This is a genomic window from uncultured Peptoniphilus sp. (assembly GCF_946998875.1).
Classification (GTDB): domain Bacteria; phylum Bacillota; class Clostridia; order Tissierellales; family Peptoniphilaceae; genus Peptoniphilus_A.
The window spans coordinates 1-20,160 of the sequence record NZ_CAMQAY010000023.1 but is presented as its reverse complement, the minus strand read 5'-3'; the positions used below and the strand labels follow the sequence as shown (position 1 = coordinate 20,160).

Annotated in this window: 9 protein-coding genes; 7 read left to right on the top strand and 2 right to left on the bottom strand. The window is 36.5% G+C overall.

Annotated features, from left to right (window positions below):
• On the bottom strand, positions 1 to 1,655 hold a 1,655-nt coding region (locus tag Q0U74_RS06375; RefSeq protein ID WP_297393412.1), incomplete at its 3' end, for a C69 family dipeptidase.
• A 240-nt stretch (positions 1,656 to 1,895) separates the two neighbouring features.
• Between Q0U74_RS06375 and msrB the strand changes: the two genes are divergently transcribed.
• The 3 genes from msrB to Q0U74_RS06360 all read left to right on the top strand — a co-directional run bounded on the left by msrB (position 1,896) and on the right by Q0U74_RS06360 (position 5,377).
• A complete protein-coding gene (gene msrB / locus Q0U74_RS06370) occupies positions 1,896 to 2,834 on the top strand; it encodes a peptide-methionine (R)-S-oxide reductase MsrB (protein WP_297393411.1) in 939 nt (312 codons plus the stop codon).
• 195 nt (positions 2,835 to 3,029) lie between these two features.
• A complete protein-coding gene (glsA, locus tag Q0U74_RS06365) occupies positions 3,030 to 3,962 on the top strand; it encodes a glutaminase A (protein WP_297393409.1) in 933 nt (310 codons plus the stop codon).
• 11 nt (positions 3,963 to 3,973) lie between these two features.
• A complete protein-coding gene (locus Q0U74_RS06360) occupies positions 3,974 to 5,377 on the top strand; it encodes a sodium:alanine symporter family protein (RefSeq protein WP_297393407.1) in 1,404 nt (467 codons plus the stop codon).
• A gap of 224 nt (positions 5,378 to 5,601) precedes the next feature.
• Here Q0U74_RS06360 and Q0U74_RS06355 read toward each other — a convergent pair whose 3' ends face one another.
• Positions 5,602 to 6,498, bottom strand: a complete 897-nt coding sequence (locus Q0U74_RS06355) for an alpha/beta hydrolase (protein WP_297393405.1) — start codon at positions 6,496 to 6,498, stop codon at positions 5,602 to 5,604.
• A 246-nt stretch (positions 6,499 to 6,744) separates the two neighbouring features.
• On the opposite strand from Q0U74_RS06355, the gene Q0U74_RS06350 reads away from it, so the two are divergent.
• The 4 genes from Q0U74_RS06350 to Q0U74_RS06335 all read left to right on the top strand — a co-directional run.
• Positions 6,745 to 7,302, top strand: coding sequence for a helix-turn-helix domain-containing protein (locus tag Q0U74_RS06350; protein WP_297393403.1), 558 nt, complete (start codon positions 6,745 to 6,747; stop codon positions 7,300 to 7,302).
• Between the two features lie 227 nt (positions 7,303 to 7,529).
• Positions 7,530 to 8,852 (top strand): magnesium transporter, encoded by a 1,323-nt coding sequence (gene mgtE / locus Q0U74_RS06345; RefSeq protein WP_297393401.1) that lies wholly within the window; start codon positions 7,530 to 7,532, stop codon positions 8,850 to 8,852.
• 220 nt (positions 8,853 to 9,072) lie between these two features.
• Positions 9,073 to 16,269 (top strand): InlB B-repeat-containing protein, encoded by a 7,197-nt coding sequence (locus Q0U74_RS06340; protein ID WP_297393399.1) that lies wholly within the window; start codon positions 9,073 to 9,075, stop codon positions 16,267 to 16,269.
• Positions 16,270 to 16,280: 11 nt separating this feature from the next.
• Positions 16,281 to 20,160: InlB B-repeat-containing protein (locus tag Q0U74_RS06335; protein ID WP_297393397.1), on the top strand; the 3,880-nt coding region annotated here is incomplete at its 3' end.

The following is a 20,160-nucleotide window of genomic DNA, read 5'->3' as shown; positions in this document are numbered from 1 at the left end:
ACTTCAGCAAATTTTTTAGTGTCAACATTTCCTAGTCTTCCCAAAATTGTTACAAATTCTCCGCGAGTGATCTTGTCATTTGGAGAGAATTTAAGGTCAGATGTGCCAACCATTAATTTTTTGTTCATAGCTTCGATAATTGGTTTTCTTGCCCAGTGGTCGATTAAGTCAGTCTTTGAAACTTTAGAAAGTTCGCCTTGAAGTCCCTTTTCAAAGTCAAAGACTTCTTTTTCCCATTCCATTGTCTTTGCAGTAGAAAATTCTGCTGCCTTAGCCTTATCTTTTGAATAAAGGGCAATCCATTCTTTTTCAACTTCTGGAAGTTCTTTCATAACTTTTTCTTCGAAATCAGTAACTTTCTTTCTAGTAGCTTGGCCAAGTTCTTCCCTATTTCCTGATACTAAATCATTTACAGATGAGCCAACCCAGTAATAAGAGTTTGCATCATAAGTTGGAGCGTTATTTTTAGCTTCAACTGTAGAATCGTTGATGTCAGGGAAAATTGGAATCCAAGGAATATTTAGTGGGCTTCCTAGAGTCATCCACATAAGACCAGGTGCATCCTTTGGATAGCCCTCTTTGATTTGGAAGATGTGAGCTTGCATAGTGTTAATTGAGCCAATTGGTCTCTTGTGAGTCTTAGGATTTGCTTTTCTTTCAGCCTTGTTATCTGATGGAATATATTCTGTTCCTTCAAATCTATTTCTAAATACATTTAAAGCATGTTCAATTGTAATTTTTTCTGAATCCTTAGAAAGGTCATTTAATAAATCAAATCTCTTTGCATCGTAAGGAACTTTTGAATTAGGGTCTAAGTCGTGAATACCAGACCAAACTCTTGAACGACTTGTGTCAGAAATTTCCTTTGGACCATAAGAGCCAGCCATGTCCATTAAGCCGTCCTTTGTTTCCTTATAAGTCTTTGCCTTCTTTGCAACTTCAACAATGTCTTTAGATGCAATTACATTTTCCTTGTCCTTAAGGTCAACGCCACCTAGCCAATAATCGTTAGGGAAAATACTAAATTTATCGGCAGGATATTTTATAGCAACATATTGGTGACCAGAATAAATTTCCATGTACCAAACTTCATTTTGGTCTCCAAAGGCTACGATGTCGCCCATGGAAGCGCCTTGTTTGTCAATTGTGTCGGCTAAAAGTTCAATTGCTCCTTTAGCAGACTTTGCGTGTGCAAGTAAAAATGTAGTCATGCTAGCTTCGTTTACGCCATTTTTAACAAATGGGTCTGCCTTTTCAATTTCTTCTGATGGGTCAGCAGAAACTGTACAGAAAATGCCAACGCCAGCTTCGTTGTAGCCAGCTGCATCATAAACACCTTGCTCCATTTCCTTTGGCTTAGCAGAAGAGTCTGGAGTTGAGAAGAACTTTAGAGAGTCTTCTGGGTGTATGTAAGTAAATCCATTGTTTACGTCCACAAGCTTGCTACCCTTTTTAAATTCTCCACGAGGGTGAGTTACAAGTCTCATAGTTCTATTTCTTTGATAGTCTTCAGTTCTACCAAAGATAAAGGATCCGTCAGCTGTAAGGTCCTTTCCTACAATAATTCCTGTGCAGGCAAAAGTTGGAATTGCCATGGAAAGAACTAGGGTAGAGGCAAGACCTGCCACTAATAATTTTTTCTTACTATTTTTCATAATAGCCTCCTATTAAAAATATTCTCTTAATAAAATTGTTTTCCTAATAAATAAATACAATTTTTAAGAGAAAGACTAAATATAAATTAACACCTCATTGCCATTAAGTCAATGTTTTTATTCCTAGACAATTATTCGTCGCTATAGTGAAGAAAAAGGTTTGCACTATTTTACTTCTGAAGAAGAATCTAGCTTTTGAAAGATAAAGTCTTCTTTGGGTATAAGTAAATAGGTGATTATATGAAAAATATTAAAGTTATATATTTAGCTGGCGGATGCTTTTGGGGCACGGAAGCTTATTTTAAAAAATTAAAGGGAATTGCAAAAACTCTCGTAGGTTATGCCAATGGCGACAGCGACGAAACATCTTATGAAATTGTGGCAAGGACTGACCACGCAGAGACAGTGAAAATTTATTACGATTTTTCAAGAATTTCTCTCACAGAAATCCTCCTCCACTATTTTAGGATTATAAATCCAAAGTCCATAAATAGGCAGGGTAACGACATGGGAAGGCAGTACCGCACTGGAATTTATTGGGAAAAAGGAGATACTAAGTCTGAAGAAATAGTTAGAGACTTTATAAAATATGAAGAAGAAAAAATTGGAAGACTTGCAGTGGAAATTTCTCCCCTCAAAAATTTTGTAAAGGCAGAGGACTACCATCAAGACTACCTAGACAAGAACCCAGGCGGCTATTGCCATGTGAATTTAAGTAGGGCAGAAGACCCAATAATTGATGATGACAGAAAATTTCTTGAGGACAAGAAAGACTACCTGGATGACCTTTCCTACAATGTAATGGCAAAAGCAGGCACTGAAAGGCCCTTCACCAGCAAGTTAAATGACGAGTACAGAAGGGGAATCTATGTAGATAAACTTTCTAAGAAGCCACTTTTTGCATCAAGTGACAAATTTGAATCTGGCTGCGGTTGGCCATCTTTTTCTAGACCAATTGTGTCAAATTATTTAGATGAAAATGTAGACACTTCCTTTGGCATGGTGAGAACTGAAGTGAAGTCAATTTCTTCAGATTCACATCTAGGTCATGTCTTCGGTGACGGACCAAGTGATAGAGGTGGACTTAGGTACTGCATAAATGGTGCAGCTCTGGAATTTATTCCCTATGAAGAAATGGATGAGAAAGGATATTCTGACTACAAAATTTTTGTTAAGTGAAAAAATTTTTTGGGGCCTATTGTTACAATAGGTCCTTTTTTTATAAAATTCTCTATTTTTAAAAATTTTATAAAAAAATGAAGATCATCTCCTACATTTTAGCATATTAGTAAGCTCAAATTTTACATTGAAAAAGGCTTTTTGATATGGTAATCTAATTATTAGAGGAAAACAATTCCAAATAATTATAAGGAGGTGAGAAAAATAATTTACACAGATGAAATTTTAGAAGAAGCTCTCAACTTAGGTAGAAAATACTTACACGAGGGAGCTGTTGCAGATTATATCCCTGAACTTGCAAAGGTTGAGGCCAATAAGGTTGCCATATCAGTAATTGAAGATGGAAATTTAAAAAGCGTTGGCGACTCAAAAGTCAGGTACTCAATTCAATCCATTGTAAAGGTAATTTTATATTCCCTTGCAATGAAAAATTACACAGTTGCTGAACTAAAAAAATATGTTGGCGTTAGACCATCTGCAAAACCTTTTAACAGTGTCATTGAACTAGAACTTTCTGAAAAGAGAATACCAGTTAATCCTTTTATTAATGCTGGAGCAATTATTATAGTAGCTATTTTATATAATGTTTACAGAGAAAAAACTTTTGATGTTATTCTTGAAAAGACAAGTGAGTTTCTAGGAGAAAAAGTTGACTACAGCAGAGAAATTGCTCAGTCAGAAAAAGAATCTTCTTTCACAAATAGGACCCTAATTTATTTGATGTTAGCTAAGGGACTTTTGCCAAGTGATACAAAGGTAGAAGAAGTCTTAGATACATATTTTAAAGCTTGTTCCATTCTTGTCAACACAGAAAACTTGGCTCACATGTCCTATGTTATATCCAATGACGGTATTGACTTAGAAGGCAAGGAGATTATAACTCCAAGAGAAGCAAGAGTTTTAAGGTCCCTAATGGCAACTTGTGGAACCTATGACTACTCAGGAGATTTTGCAATTAGAGTGGGCATACCTGCTAAATCAGGTGTTGGTGGCGGAATAGTTACTGCATCAAAAAATAAAACAGGACTTGCAGTATATGCTCCAAGACTTGACAAGCATGGCAACTCTTATTCTGGAGTTAGAATGTTAGAATACTTATCACAAGAATTAGACTTATCAATTTATTAGAGAGGTGGAAAATGAGAGAATTATTATCAGCCGTTAATGGCGTTTTATACTATCCAATACTTATTATCGTATTACTTGCCTGTGGATTTTATTTCACAATTAGAACAAAATTTATACAATTTGGATTACTAGGCGAAGCTTTTAAAGTTATCACTGAAAAACCAGAAGGAAAAGACGACGTATCATCCTTCCAAGCACTTATGGTATCAACTGCATCAAGAGTAGGTACTGGTAACATCGTTGGTGTTGCCAATGCAATTTGTCTTGGTGGACCAGGAGCAGTGTTCTGGATGTGGATTATAGCACTTATTGGTGGCGCATCAGCCTTTATCGAATCAACACTTGCACAAATTTATAAAAAAAGAGGATCTGACGGAATATCCTATGGTGGACCTTCTTACTACATCGAAAATGCCATTGGCTCAAGAGGACTTGGAGTTCTATTTGCAGTAGCACTTATTGCAACTTATGCAGTAGGCTTTAACATGCTTGCATCTTTTAACCTTCAAGATTCCTTTAGAGTATATGACTTCTATGTACCAGGAAAAACTTCTTGGATGATAGGTGCTGTACTTGCCCTAATCGCAGGATATTGTATCCTTGGCGGTGGCAAGAGAATAATAAAATATACATCTTTATTAGTTCCAATCATGGGCTTAATGTTCGTAATCATGGCACTTATAATGATAGTTATAAACATTAAAAACGTTCCAGCAATGTTTGGAATGATCTTTGAAGATGCTTTTAACTTCAAGGCAATCTTTGGTGGAGTTGCAGGTTCAGCTTTAGTACAAGGTATTAAGAGAGGACTTTACTCTAACGAAGCTGGTATGGGTTCTGCTCCAAACGCAGCAGCATCAGCATCAGTATCTCACCCTGTAAAACAAGGTCTAGTACAAATGATTTCTGTATTCCTAGACACAATCGTTATTTGTTCAGCAACTGCCTTTATGTCACTAGCATCAGGCATTGCACCAACAGAAGAATTAGCAGGAGCACCTTTCGTACAAGCATCACTTTCAACAGTATTTGGACACTATGGAAACCTATTTATCACAGTTTCTCTTGCATTATTTGCCTTCACAACACTACTTGGTAACCTATACTATGTAGACTCTTGTTTGACATACCTAAACAAAAAGACACCTTCAAAGACATTTATGCTTTGCTACAGAATAATAGCAACAATCCTAATCTTTGTAGGAGCTGGAATGGAAATGTCACTTGCATGGGATGTTGCAGACTTTCTAATGGGCGTTATGTGCTTAATTAACATTCCATCAATACTTTATCTTGGCAGCATTGCCCTTAAAGCTCTTGACGACTACAAGAAACAAAGAGCCGAAGGCAAGAACCCAATATTTAAGGCAGAAGCAGTTGGCATCGACACTTCAAAACTAGATTACTGGAAATAATATTTCAATAATAATTTTGAAAAATTTGGTAAAAAAAGATTGGACCTAGGTTTATAACTTAGGTCCAATTTTTTGCAAAATTTTAATTAGAAGGAGGAATTATTAAGAATAAAAATTTCTAAGAACTATGGAAAACTTTAAAGCTTGGTAAATTTTTAAAGACAAAGGAAAATTTGTTGACGGTCTAAAAAATCTAAGAGCTTCTCGATTTGAGCCTTTTGTTTTTATTTTAAAATTTTTACTATCTCCTCTTGTGCTTCTCTTCCTTCTTTGAAGATTGATAAAAGTGGATAGCAGTGGCAAAGTCCCTCTCCCACAATTATTTTATACTTAACGCCATAATTTTTTAGGGCTTTCACATAGAGTGGAGCGAAGGCATAAATAACCTCGTGAGATCCGAAATAAAAATAGGTCATAGGAAAGTTACTGAAGTCTCCCTTATAGGGAAAGAGCATATAGTCAGGAACATCTTGACCCTTGGTCATAATTTCCCTTCCAGTTTCAAAGTACTTGCAGTCTACTATTATATCCTTCTTGTTTAATTCCCTTAGCCTATCCATGTTAAGGTCATCAGATAGACAAGAACCAGGAGAAGATGCGATAATCTCTCTTGGCATCTTTAAATTTAACTTATTTGCATTTATGTAAAGACAAATACCAAGAGCAAGTGATGCTCCAGATGAAAAGCCTAGAAGAGAAATAGGTTCTTCCCCATAGGTCTTTACCATATCTTCGTAAACCCCGACTGTTGCAGAATAAGTTTCTACTATGGTCTTGTCAATGCAAAGGGGATAAAAATAAAACCAAAGATCTTTGCCAGTATCGCGGCAAATTTTCTTGGCAAGGCTTAAGTCCCTCTTGTCAGGATTTGTTATGAAGCCACCGCCAAAGAGGTATAAAATTGCCCCAGGCTTTTTATTTTTTGAGTGTATTACAATTAATCTTTGGGACAAAAAAGTCCTATCTTCATAATAAATATCATCTTCGTCCTTAAGCTCGAAGCTTGGCTTTTGATTTTGCTTTCTGGCATAATTTAAAATTTTGTCCTTGGGCAAGAGAAAAATTTTTTTAATACCACTTGCCTTTACCAGACCCTCTAAAACTTTATAAGAAATGCTCATGACAACCCCTCCCATTTAAGGTGATTTTATCACTTTACTAGAGGCACTTTTATTTATATTTGCAGTAAAATTTTTAAAAATCAGTGAAAAATCAAGTTGCAACCAAAAGTTGCGGCCCATTTGCTTGTTATGATTTTACTTTTTTGCTATCCTTTTTATAGGAAATAATTTTTTATAAATCTTTGATAAAAAGTTTATAAGAAAATATTAGAAAATTAAGATAAAAAATTAAGGCGAGTGGGATTTATGTATGGAGAAAAAATTAAAGCTAAAAGAAAAGAATTGAATTTATCTCAAGAGGACTTGGCGAATAAACTTTTTGTAACGAGACAGGCAATTTCAAAGTGGGAAAATGACAAAGCCTCTCCAACTATGACAAATTTAAGGGAACTTTCTGATATTTTTGGCGTTGACATGACATATTTTATTGGCGAAGGCGAAAAAACTATAGATGATAAAAAAATTAATGAGACTAAAGACCTAGACAAGAAAAATCTAGTCGCCAAGGGAGTGTGGGATATTTTTATTTACGCCTGCCTTTGCGGCATTGGACTTTTCTTTTTTGCAGCCTATTATTATGGAATAATGGATAGGCTTTTAGACTTAAACCCAAAGGAAATGCCCTATCTCATCCTTACGATTTACATGATAGTGGCAGTTATAGCCTTTCCTCAAGCTTATAAGGACTTGGGCGACAAATTAGATGGACTTGAATACAATTTGTTTTCAAAGGTTGTCCTACCTATTGTATATATTTTTGCACCTCTAATAGTTTTTTACTACATCATAAAAAATAAAAGTTAATCTACCAAGAGTGGATTTTTTTATATTGAAATAGATTTAAAGGAGCCCTTGTGATAAAATAAGTGTATATGGAGGTGTTTACATGGATACCAGTCGACCCTGGAAAAATGTATTAGTCTATGCGATAAAGGAAGATTTAAAGATTTAGTAATAGCTAAGTCTATTTAAGTATGCCTCTTTACCGCCTAGACAGCGGCTTTTTTTATGCCAAAAATTAAGGAGGCTTTATGAAAAATTACAATAGAGAAGAATTACTAAAGACACAAGAATTAATCAACAGGATGGACCCTGTTGACATCGCAGAAAAACTAGAAGACCTTTCAAAGGAAGAAGTTGCCATTTGGATAAAACTTTTGAACAAGGACCTCTTGGCAGATGCCTTTTCACTTTTGCCAAGGGATAAAAAAATTGAAATAATGGGTTCTCTTTCCCAAGAAAAAATCATGTCCCTTATGAAGGACTTGGAAGAAGATGAACTTGTAGATACCTTGCAAGAGCTGCCAGCCAACATGGTTAGAAAGCTCATGAATCACTTCATCGAAGAAGATAGAAGGCCAGTCATAAATCAACTTTTGGGTTATCCACAAGAGTCCGTTGGTTCAATTATGTCTGTTGGCTTTATCTTTGTAAAGAAGACGGCAACTCCAACTGAGGCACTGGAAAAAATAATTCACTCAGAACTTGACGCAGATAGACTGGAACAAGTTTGGGTCACAAATGAGTCTCTAGTACTCATAGGCTATGTGAACCTAGCCGACCTTCTTCGTAACAGAAATAAAAACATTGAAGAATTTATGCACCCAATAAACTCCAGCGTCTATGCCACAGATGACCAAGAAGTTGTAGCTAAGCTAGCATTCAAGTACGACCTATCAGAAATACCTGTAACAGATTCTGAGGGTAGACTAGTTGGTATTGTGCCAGTAGAATGGGCAATCGACGTAATGCACGAAGAATACGAAGAAGACCTTGCCAATATCCATGGTATTAGCGAATCTTCACCAGAACACTATTGGGACAAGTCAGTCTTTAGACTTGCAAAGGATAGGACAATGTGGCTAATAATTTGTCTTGTTACGGCAACTTTTACTAGCTTTATAATAAAAAGATACGAAACACTTTTGGCATCAAGCGTAGCTCTTGCAGCCTACATTCCAATGCTAATGGACTCAGGTGGAAACGCAGGAACACAATCATCTACCACAATAATTCGTGGGATTTACACAGGAGAAGTTGACTTCAAAGAATTTTTTGGAGTAATGTTTAAGGAACTTCGCATTGGACTTATAGTTGGGGCAATACTTGTAGTAGTAAATATAGTTAGAATGTCCATCCTTGACACAGTTGACCTTGGAGTGACACTTACAGTATCTGTAACTCTACTTACGACAATAGTTTTGTCAAAGATGATAGGCGGAATACTTCCACTAATAGCAGAAAAACTAAAAATTGACCCAACAATTATGGCTGGTCCACTTATCACAACAATAGTAGATACCCTTGTATTATTTGTATATTTTGAAGTGGCAACAGTCCTAATTGGAGTGTAAAATTAATACAAAAATGAAAAATTAAAAGAAAATTGAGAAGGAAGAATTTCTTTCTCTTTTTTTATAATAATTGGATTTACAAAAATTTAGGAAAAAAGGCAAATTAATTAAAATAAAGGCCATAAAAGAGTGTTAAAATGAGGAAAAATATTATATAATAGGAAAAGAATATATTATAAAGAAAATAAACTATTAATATTTAAATTTAAGGAGTGAAAAAATGGGAAATTACCTAAAGAGAACCACGACATTTATACTGGCATTACTTATGCTTTTGTCAGTGCCACTACAGGCCTTTGCTACGGTGAATTATGAAAAATTAGCCGATGACAAGGAAAAATTTGTTAATACACTTACACCTGTTAAGCCAGCAAAAACAGACAATGCTGAGGAATTTATTAAAAATCCAGATCAGCCGGCTATCTACACTTTGCGTACTGACTATAAGGTACAAAGAGGGGAAAAGTATTATATTGACTACCAACCCTATATTGCCAGTGTAGGTGCAGGAGCTACGGCAGATGAACAAAAAAAGGTCAATCAGACTATAAAATTACCTGAGCTTGCAGGTTATGAAAAGCCAGAAGGACAAGAGAGTTTTAAAATCGACTACGACACTGTTAAAAATGCTGCAAATAATAAAAACGAAACAGGCGATGCTACTAACGGATTAAGATATTCTGACAGGCAAGATTTTAAATACACGGCTAGAAGCAATAGCATTAAAATCAAACATGTCTTCCAAGACCTAGAAGACTTTACCAAGTACACCAATCCGGATGGAACCGTTGGAGATGAAACTGCACTTTTTACAACTCAAAGTGGCAACACTGGGTCTACTATGGAAGTCAGTCCATTGGACAAAAATGATCCGAGAGTAAAAGGATTTGTTCCTGAAAGAAAATCAATTATGATGCAAGTTCCAGAAAACTCTGAGGACTTCATCTTAGAATACCGCTACAACCGTGCCCACTACGATGTAGTTTTTGACACACAAGGCGGCACAGCTCTTCCAACTCGTACACTTTATTATGGACAAGAAATGCCTAAAATTGCAGATGCAGATATTCCTACAAAAGTAGGCGGCGAGTTCCAAGGCTGGAAGCCATCTGTAGATTTAGAATCTATAAATGGAAGCAAATATAGGGCAGATGAAATCATTAAAGATACTAATGGCAAGGCTATTTTAAACCTAGCTGCAGATATAAAAATGCCGGCAAGTAAAGTTACTTTCACAGCTGTTTGGAAGGACAAGGAAAAGGCAGGCTACGCTGTCCAATTCTGGGCAGAAAAGGCAGACCACGCCGATGGTGCTTCTCTAGCAGATAAGTACGACTATATAGGTACTCGTGTATATAAAGACCAAGATACAGGTTCGAGACCGGACTTAGATAACGTGTCTGTAAAAGACATCGTCTTTCCGGACCTAGACCAATTTCGTCTAGCCAAGATATGGAAAGGCGATAAATTTAATCGTGGCAAAGATCTTTATCTAAACAAGTTCTATGTTTACAATCAAGCTCTAACTCATGAGCAAAACAAAGACCCTGCAAATGTAAATCTAGTTAAGTCTGTGGATGCAACAGGCAAGACTGTCTACAATATCTACTATGACAGACAAGTCTACGACCTATACTTCACGAAGTCTAATGCTCAACCTAAGGAAAATACCTTCTACCCTGAAATTTGGGGATATGATGAAGCTACAGGCGAGGTAGTGAAGAAGGGCGGTCCCGGTAATCCTTACCATTACAAGGCAAGGTTTAACCAGCTAATGTTAGGCTGGCCAAACGACGCCATGCAAACCAAGGGCTTTAGCAAAGGCATGCAATCCTATGGCTGGGGACCAAACTATGCTACGCCAGATTGGCCAACTCACTTGGACACGCCTCCTTATCGATTAAATGCCGATGAATTCTTGGACATGGGCGTGAAAACGGGAGATTACACCAGACGAGGCGGCTATACTAAACATATAGATAATGGTGATGGAACAACCATAGACTTAGATACATTAGATTTTAAAACTCTTTCCTTCGGCATAAAACAGAACGTAGACTCTATGCCACACCACATGGACTTTTGGATGGACGGCTTTAAGCCGGGCGAAACAATTATTCGCTACGACCTATATAGGTTTAAGGCAGATACCAATTCTGATTCTTATGGTCATAAGTTCTCCAAGGTCCAAGGCTTTACCCCTTATGAATATACACCAGGAGGCCCATGGCCAGAAATCAAAGAGGAGGACCAAGAAAACGGTCGTGTTGACGGTGATGGATTAGATGCATTAAACGCCGAGCGTGCAGAAGTAACCCCATTTCCTACTAAGACATATACAATTTTTGGAAATGCACTCCCTATAGGTAAGATGCAATATATTTCCACCTTCTTTAATAATGCCGATGACTGGGGCGATCCATTGACTGATGGAGAAGGTAATCCTATAGTTCCGGCCTACAATACAAACGGCTACATTAGATTTAAATACAAGCGTAACAAGTATCCACTAAGGTTTAACTACGACCCGTCAACGATTAAGGGCGACAGTGAGTTTGGACCAACTAATTCATTAAATACTTTCTACGAATTTCCACTAAAGGCTCTAAGCCCTGATTTAGAAGGCAACGAAGAATATAAAAAAGAAAATCCTGCCAACCTATTGGATAATCCAGAAAAGTTAAAAGAATTAGGCCTTACTGATCTTGTATTTAATGATCAAAATGACAATAACAAGTTAAAAGTTAAGCGTCCGGACAACCTTTCAGACCAAATGGTCTTTAAGGGCTGGGCATTAGACCCTGCCGGCACGAAGCTTATCTGGGAGAACCCGGGCGAAAAGATGCCTTCTCACCCAGTGAACCTTTACGCTAAGTGGGGCGAACCTGATTATCAATGGAAGGTAACATTCGACCCGAACGGTGGAAATTTAAGCTCAATTGACGAAGCAAAAGTAACTCAAAAACGCAAGACCATCCAAGTAGGGGACAAAGGTCAAGAAGAGACCAAAACTTTTGCGCAAAAAGAAAAGAATGAAGGCGACAAGCAAGTCTTTACAGTTATCCAAAGACAAAAACTTGTAGAGCCGAAATTTAAGCCGACAAGGAAGGGCTACGACTTTATGGGCTGGGAAGTAATTCGCTACAAGAAAGATCCTACATCAGGCGACTATACAGACCAAATAGATACTTCCTATAGAGACACCTATAATGTTCCAGAACTATATTCCTTTGGCAATGATGTCGTATCTCCAATCTACCTAAAGGCAATTTGGGTTCCAAACAATAGAGTCGATGTAAAAGTAGTACACCACTTCTTAAGCTTGGATTTGAGTAAAGAAACAAAAGAGCCACTTGAACAAACTTTAGCTAATAAGCGTGCAAACTATCTTGTTGCTACAACTGGAGACCAGCAAGACGATAAATATATTTTGGCAACTCATGAGGAGCTTGAAGAAAAACTACCGGATGATTTAAAGGCACTATACAAAGAATATAATGGCAGAGTAAAGGCAGATAACACCTTCTTCCAAACTTTTAAGGTAGAACCGGCAAAGAAATTAAATCCAGCAACCAATAAAGTAGAAGACAATCCTGATGTAAAAAACAATGTCTTCCACTTCTTCTACAGACCATTTAGAACTCGTGACTACAAGGTCAACTATATAGATGAAAGATTTAAAGGAAAGACAAATGAAGCAGAAGGTGCAATCATTGGACAAGAAGCTGTTTCAAATGGTAACCGACACTTTGATGCAAGAAACTATAGACCTATCCCAGGTTGGAAGCTTGTAAGTGCACCACAGCAACAATTATTCTTCGATGTAAATGAAAAAACAAATGCATTCCTAGGCATCAATGGCACAGGCAAAGATGAAATTACCTTCTATTATAAGGATGTAAGAGTAATTGAAGTTCCAGGAGATAAAGAACCACCAGAAGGTTATGTAAGAGTAACTTTCAAGGCAGACAAGGGTGGAGCATTTACCGACAAAGATGGAAATTCAAAGACAGAATTATACTACGATGTAATACAAGGTCTTAAGTCAGACCTACTTCCAGTTCCAAAAGAGCTAGAGGAAGGCAAGGAAAAAGAAGAAGGCAAGTACTATATCACACCAGAAACTGGAAAGAAATTTATAAAATGGGATGAAAAACCATTATTAAACAAAAACACAATAGTTGATAATGATACAAAAGACTTCTATGTATTTACTGCGAAGTTTGAATGGTCAGGATTAAGCGCATCTGGCCTAGTAAAAACAGAAGCCTTTAAAGATCCTAATGGTAAGTGGACAAATGACTTTGCTCCAAAAATTGAGGACTTAAAGAAACAACTTGTTTGGAAAGAAAAAGACCAAGTAAAAGATCTTCCTGCAGGAACAGAAATTAAATTATACGATGAAAAAGGCACTGAATTAACAACATACGACCAAGTTTATGATTTAGTCAACGAAAAAAATAAAGCCGACAAGGATGAGCTTGTTCGCACAGTAAATATTAAGGCTAAGGTTACTTTCAAAGACGGCAAAGAGCCACAAGAGCTTATTATACCTATTACAGTTTACAAAAATGTTTATGAAGCACTTACAGGAACAGAAAAACCACTATTCTTATCACAAGCTGAAGGAAAAGAAGCAAAAGATGGTGGATTGAAAGATGTAACTGGTGAATATGTAAAAGTAACTGTTGCACCAACTGGAGACATGAACTCCAAGGACAACAAGGTTTACTGGGTAAATAAAAATGCTTGGGTAGAAATTCCAGAAGTTAAACCAGATGGATCTTCAACATTTGTCAATTGGACTGCAGATCAAGCTGGTCAAAATGATGACGGTCAGGCAAATGGCAAATTTGACTTTGGAAAGCGTCATAAATTTACGACAGCTACAATCATTCAGCCGGTAGGCGCTGGAGATGTAGTAGAACAAACAGATCCAAGCAAGAAGCCAGATGTACCAGGAACTTATGTAAAAGTCATAGTTAAGACAACAGATAAGGCTACAGATGACACAGCTTTCGAAAAAACATTCTGGGTTAACCCTACTAAGGAAGTTTCTATAGATGTAACAAATCCAACAGGAAAAACTGTAGCTGCAGACCCTGCAAAAGTTGGGGCAGTTGGTTACACAATGAATTTCTCTAAGTGGGAAACAGAAGACAAGGCAAAAACTTGGGAAGATAAAATACTTGGACAATTCACAACTGAAACAACAATAGTAGCAAAATATACTGTAACACCTGAAAAGATAAAGGACCAAGTTCCGACAACATATACGGTTCACACACCACAAGGAAAGACACCGACAGTAGAAGAAATTACTAAGATGATTACTCCACCTGAAGGAAAAACTATTAAGGAAGTAAAAATAGTTACAGAACCAGATGTTACTAAACCAGGAGAAAGCAAGGTAAAAGTTATCGTTGAATATGATGATGGCTCAAGTGTTGGAACAAATGACAAGCCTTTAGAAATTCCAGTTAAAGTACACGAACCTATAGTTAAATCTAATCCAGATGGAACTAAGCCAGAAGAAGCTATGGATAATTATGTAAAAGTAATCTTCAAGGCAGGCGAAGGCGGAACAGTATCCGGCGATTTAGTTTACTATGTATCACCAGAAGTTGAAGTCAATATGACAAGTCAGGCAGAAGCTGTTACAAAAAAACCAAGCATTGGATACACTTCCAATGGTGGAACATGGTCACCAGAAATAAAAGCTGAAAAGATTATAGCTGAAAAAACTTACGAATTTAACTTTGTTAAGTCAAAAGATATAGTAGAAAAAACTGATGACAGCGTGAAGAAGCCTGAAGGCTACGTTACCGTCAAGTTTATCGCTGGAGAAAATGGCGAAGTTGTCGGAGGCAACAAAATTTATTACGTTAACCCCGAAGCAAATATCAAACTGGTAGACAAAGACAAGGCAATACAAGGTGCTACGAATGAGTTGATTATTCCCGAAGCAAAGGCAAGTGACAATTACGGATTCGCAGGCTGGGTTGAAAAAATTGACTATATCAATCCTATCAAGGGTGATCGTGAACACGTAGCAAACTTCACTTTAGGGAAAATTACCTTAACTTATGAAGCAGGCGAAGGCACAGGAACACCACCAGCAGTAGTTACAGTAGACCATGGAACAAGCATAAGACTTGCAAGACCAGATGGTTTGACAAAAGAAAATGCTACATTTAAAGGCTGGAAACTTGATGGCGAAGATGAAAAAATCTACCAACCAGGCGACCAAGTAACACTTAAAAAAGCAAGAACAGCAACAGCTCAGTGGAAAACTGATAAGCACAAGGTGAAATTTGACACAGATGGTGGTTCAGAAGCTCCAGCAACTCAAGAAGTTGAACACGGAAAGACAGCAACAAAACCTGCTGATCCAACAAAAGATAAGTTTGTATTCTTAGGTTGGAAAGAAAAAGAAACCGATACAACTTACTTTGATTTTGAAAATAAACCTATCGACAAAGATATAGTTTTATATGCACAATGGACAGATGCAGTTCAAGAAATTAGCGAAAATGACACTATTGATACAGAAAAATTCATCAAAGTAACTTTCAATGAAGGTCAACATGGTAAATTAAAACTTGCTGACCAAGAACAAACAAGTCCAGTAACCTATAAAGTTGCCAAAGGTTTAAATTTTGAAGAGGCACAAGACAAAGGTATGATAGTTCCAGGTATTTCTCCTGCTAAATACTATAAAGTAAAACAAGACCAAGCAGGCGAGAAACCTAAATTTGGTTGGGACAAGGAACTTAACTTGACACTTGCAACAGGAGAAACAGAAAAAATCTTCACAGCACAATACGAACCTATAGCAGATGTAATACCAGTAGATCCGACATTAACACCTGACAACAAGCTACAAGATGATAAACCAGAAGGCATGGTATTAGTAGAATTTAAAGTACCGACAGACAAAGCCTATATGCTTGGATATACAAAATTCTATGTAACAAAAGATAAAGAAGTCGAAATCACTCCACCATTAGTTGTAAAAACTGATGAAAATTATGACTTTAAAGGATGGGGCGTAGACGAAGAAACTAAGAAAGTTACCAGAAAATTTGAACAAGACACTGAAATAAATTCCGATGAGATTGGAGCACCTGATATTATAATTCAAATACCAAGTGCAGGAGTAAGCTTTGTAAAAATTACCAACTTAACAGATGGAGCTACAGGACACCTTGTTTTAACTAGAGGCGGACAAGAATATGAATTTACTTCTGGTAAAATGACAAAAAGAACTAAAGTAAGAAGAAAAATTGTCGAAGAAGAAATAACTTGCTTTGACTTAAGTAAACAAGGCGTAAAATTACAAGCTAATGATAAAATTAGTGTTTATGCAACAACTGGCAACTTACAATCTGACAAAAGGGAATACACAATTAGATAAGGAGTGATACCTTGAAAAAAAGAATAATTACACTTGCACTGGCAATTATAATGGTTTTTGAAACCATTATGCCAGTTGCAGGCTTTGCAAAGGAGAATACTCCTGAACAAAATAATCTAGTCAAGGTAGGGACTATTGATATTAAATCCTACCCACAAATTGATGCAAAAATTGCACAAGAAGCAAATAGACGAAAAAGACAAGAGTTACAAGGACGTAAAATGGAAATGGGAGCTCAATTATTTAGTGCCCCCTACTTCCCAAATCAAGATCCAGATGATAATCAAAAACCACTTATATTTGCAAATGTAAATGCGATTTTCAAAACAAAGGGTCTTGACGGAGGTAAATTTGACTGGGAAGGTGTTTTTGGCAAAGACTCAGATGGAAATCTTAATAAGGCACAGATTATTTTTGAACAAATGGACGATAAAACTTCAACAAGAACAGGAGTAAAGTTTTTCTTAAAGGTTGATAAAGATGGAACCTATACTTGGTCTGATAGCGAAGGTAAGCCAACTAAGCTTCCATTATATTCAACAGACCTCAAGCCTTATAGATATGAGGTGCTTCTTGATGAAGATGTATCAGACCATGTTAAACTATTGACAGCTAGATTTTTTGGAACCGGTGGAGGATATGCATTTGGCAAACCAGATCCTGATACAGGAGAGATAGTTGGATACATCAATCTTGACCTAACTCTTCAACAAATTGCTTCAACGAAATTTACTTCAAAGTGGAATACGGGAGTACTTGAAGCCGAGAGACCAACAGTTGAAGGCTCTTATTTAACAGGATATGAAGCAGCCCCGGAAGATTATGGTATTTTTAAATTTCCAAGTAACGATACTGACAAGACTATTATAAGAAACGACAAACTTGATCCTCAAAACCCGGGAGAATATAGTGAGTATCTAGCATCAGAACTTGATAAAACACCAACGGTTGGTGTGGCAGACCCTGATCCGGATGCTACTGACACTTATACAATTGATAGAGATAATAGTAGGATTTCTTATAAAGGCAAAACTTATAAATATAAAGTAGAATATGATGTCATTAATGGCGGAAAGCTTACTATGACAGAAGTCATCCATGTCACCTTTGATGCTAATGGTGGTAAGTTTAAAAACTTTACTACACCTGATACTGAAACTAAAATTGTAAAAGAAGTTGAATATGATGGCACTTTAACTGACAAAGCTGAAAACCCTACAAAGGACAGAGAAACTTTTAAAGGTTGGGCAACTGAAGCAAAGGGAAAACCACTTACCGAAGAAGAATTTAAAGAAGCTATAAAAAATATCAAAGAAGCAAAGACTTTCTATGCAATTTGGGACAACAACGACATCACAGCAGAAGAATTGACTGTTCATGAATCTTTTAAAGATGGAACAGGCTATGTCAATGACTTTATTCCTACGCTTGAAACTTTAAAGGGACAAGTTAAGATTAAAGATGGAAATGGAGTTCCACAAGCATTAGCAAATGATGATACACTTCAAATATTGGATGATAGTGGGAATCCAATTGCAGATGCAGATTTAAAAGAAAAATTATATGAAAAATTAAAAGAAGACGATGCTACAGAAGTTTCTCGTAATGTTACTTTGAAAGCAAAGGTAAATCTTAAGAATGGTACAAGTAAAGAAGTAGATATACCTATCAAGGTTATTAAAAACATCTACGAAGCAAAGACTGAAGAAGGAAAGCCAAACTATGTTCCAAATGACTATGTAAAAGTTACAGTAGACCCAACAACAAAGGCTCAAGATCCACAAAAGTATTTCTACTATGTAAATCCGGCTGCTAAAGTTGTTATACCTGGCAAGTATCCAGTAGGAGTAGATGGCAACACATTTACTAAATGGTTAATTGACGGTACAGATACTGAATACAAACTTAAAGATAAACCAAGACATAAATTTGAAAATGAAACAACAATAAAGGCTCAGTATTCAAAAGATGTAATTCCACAAGAAGGGGACACAAAACCTGAAGGAGTACCAGATAATTTTGTAAAAGTTACTTTCGTGCCAACAGACAATGGTACTATGGAAGGTGCTAAAATATTCTGGGTTAATCCTGAAAAAGAAGTTACTATTCCAGTAGACAATCCAGTAGGTAAACAATACTTCACATTTAAGGAATGGAAGATTGGTGTAAATGCAGAAGGTGATGTTTATACTCCATCAACTGCTAAGAAGTTTACTGAAGCGACAACAATCACTGCGACTTATACTGAATCAGATAATATAATTCCTTTTGATCCAACGAATTTAGATGACCCTAAAGTTGTAAGACCAGAAGGTTATGTAAGAGTTACCTTTGCAGCAGACCCAGGCTTAAAATTAACTGAACAAAAAGCATATTATGTTAAGAAAAACGCAGGTATCACACTTGGAAATACAGAACTTAAAAAGCCAGCATACAAAGAAGAAACTGGTTATAAGTTTGATAAGTGGGATAAAAAAGATGACCTTGAAATTGTAACTACAGACATTACTGTAACTGCAAAAGCAGAAGAACTTAAAGATGTAATTCCAAAGACAAAGCAAGATGAAACAGAAAAGCCAGATGGATATGTAACTGTTAAGTTTGTAGCAGGAGAAAATGGTAAGCTTAAAGATGGCGAAACTGAAATTAGTGATAAAATCTTCTTTGTAAATCCTGAAAAGTACGTAAAACTTGTACCTCCAACAGAACTGGCAAAGGGAAATACAGGTTTTGAATTCGGCGCTTGGGATAAGGATGCTACTATCCCAACAGTTTATAAAGACGCAGTAACAACAATCACAGCGCAATTTAACCCGATTAATGCAGTGATTCCAAAAATAGATGAAAATACTAATAAACCTGAAGGTTATGTAGAAGTTAATTTTATTATTGACCAAGTTGAAGGAAAAGACCCAGCTACATTTGTAGAAGGTCAAGTGACAACATACTATGTAGATCCTAACAGAGATGTAAAAATCCAACCTCCTGCAACAAAAGCCAACACAGGCTATGAATTTGAAAAATGGGATCAAGATACTGCAACAGCAAAGAAGTATGATAAAGATACAACAGTGAAGGGCAGTTTTACAAAGCTAGATGACATTATCCCAGGCAAGAAGGATGATGGAACACCAAATGCCAAACCAGCAGGCTATGTAACTGTTACTTTTGACAAGGGCGACCAAGGAAAAGAAATAACAGGACAAACTGTCTACTATGTAAATCCAAAGGCAGACCCGGCGAAAACATTGGGCGACACATCAATAGTAAAACCGGAAGTAAAAGCTGAAACAGGATATAAGTTCAAATCCTGGAATTTTGCTGACACTAAACAAATATTAAGTGATATTACAGTTATTGCACAATATGATTCAATTGATGATGTAATTCCAAAAGATAAGCCAACAGGTGGAGAAAATGAAAAACCAGATGGTTATATTGAAGTAACATTCTCAACAGAAACAAATGGTAAGATAAAAAATTCAACAGAAACAACAAAAGTTGTTTATGTAAATCCTAACAAAGCAGTAGTATTAACATCTTACGCACCAGAAGTTACTCCAAACACTGGATATGACTTTGCTGATTGGGATACTTCAATAAATAAAGCTATTCAATACAAAGATAAAGATGTAATTAAAGCTAAGTATAATGAAAAAGGCGATGTAATCCCTCAAGAAAATCCAGATGGTTCAGATAAACCAGCAGGTTATTTAACTGTAACATTTGATAAGGGTGCCAATGGTGAATTAAGTGGTAAGACTGTTTACTATGTAAAACCAAATAAAGAAGTTACAGTACCTGCTCCAGATGTTAAGCCAAATGTTGGATATGAATTCAACAAGTGGGACAAAGAATTAACACAAACATTTACAGATAAAAACACAATAA

Excerpts from the sequence above, each read along its gene's own strand:
- msrB (WP_297393411.1), top strand. The coding sequence starts at position 1,896 with ATGAAAAATATTAAAGTTATATATTTAGCTGGCGGATGCTTTTGGGGC.
- Q0U74_RS06360 (WP_297393407.1), top strand. The coding sequence starts at position 3,974 with ATGAGAGAATTATTATCAGCCGTTAATGGCGTTTTATACTATCCAATA.
- Q0U74_RS06355 (WP_297393405.1), bottom strand. The coding sequence starts at position 6,498 with ATGAGCATTTCTTATAAAGTTTTAGAGGGTCTGGTAAAGGCAAGTGGT.
- Q0U74_RS06350 (WP_297393403.1), top strand. The coding sequence starts at position 6,745 with ATGTATGGAGAAAAAATTAAAGCTAAAAGAAAAGAATTGAATTTATCT.
- mgtE (WP_297393401.1), top strand. The coding sequence starts at position 7,530 with ATGAAAAATTACAATAGAGAAGAATTACTAAAGACACAAGAATTAATC.
- Q0U74_RS06340 (WP_297393399.1), top strand. The coding sequence starts at position 9,073 with ATGGGAAATTACCTAAAGAGAACCACGACATTTATACTGGCATTACTT.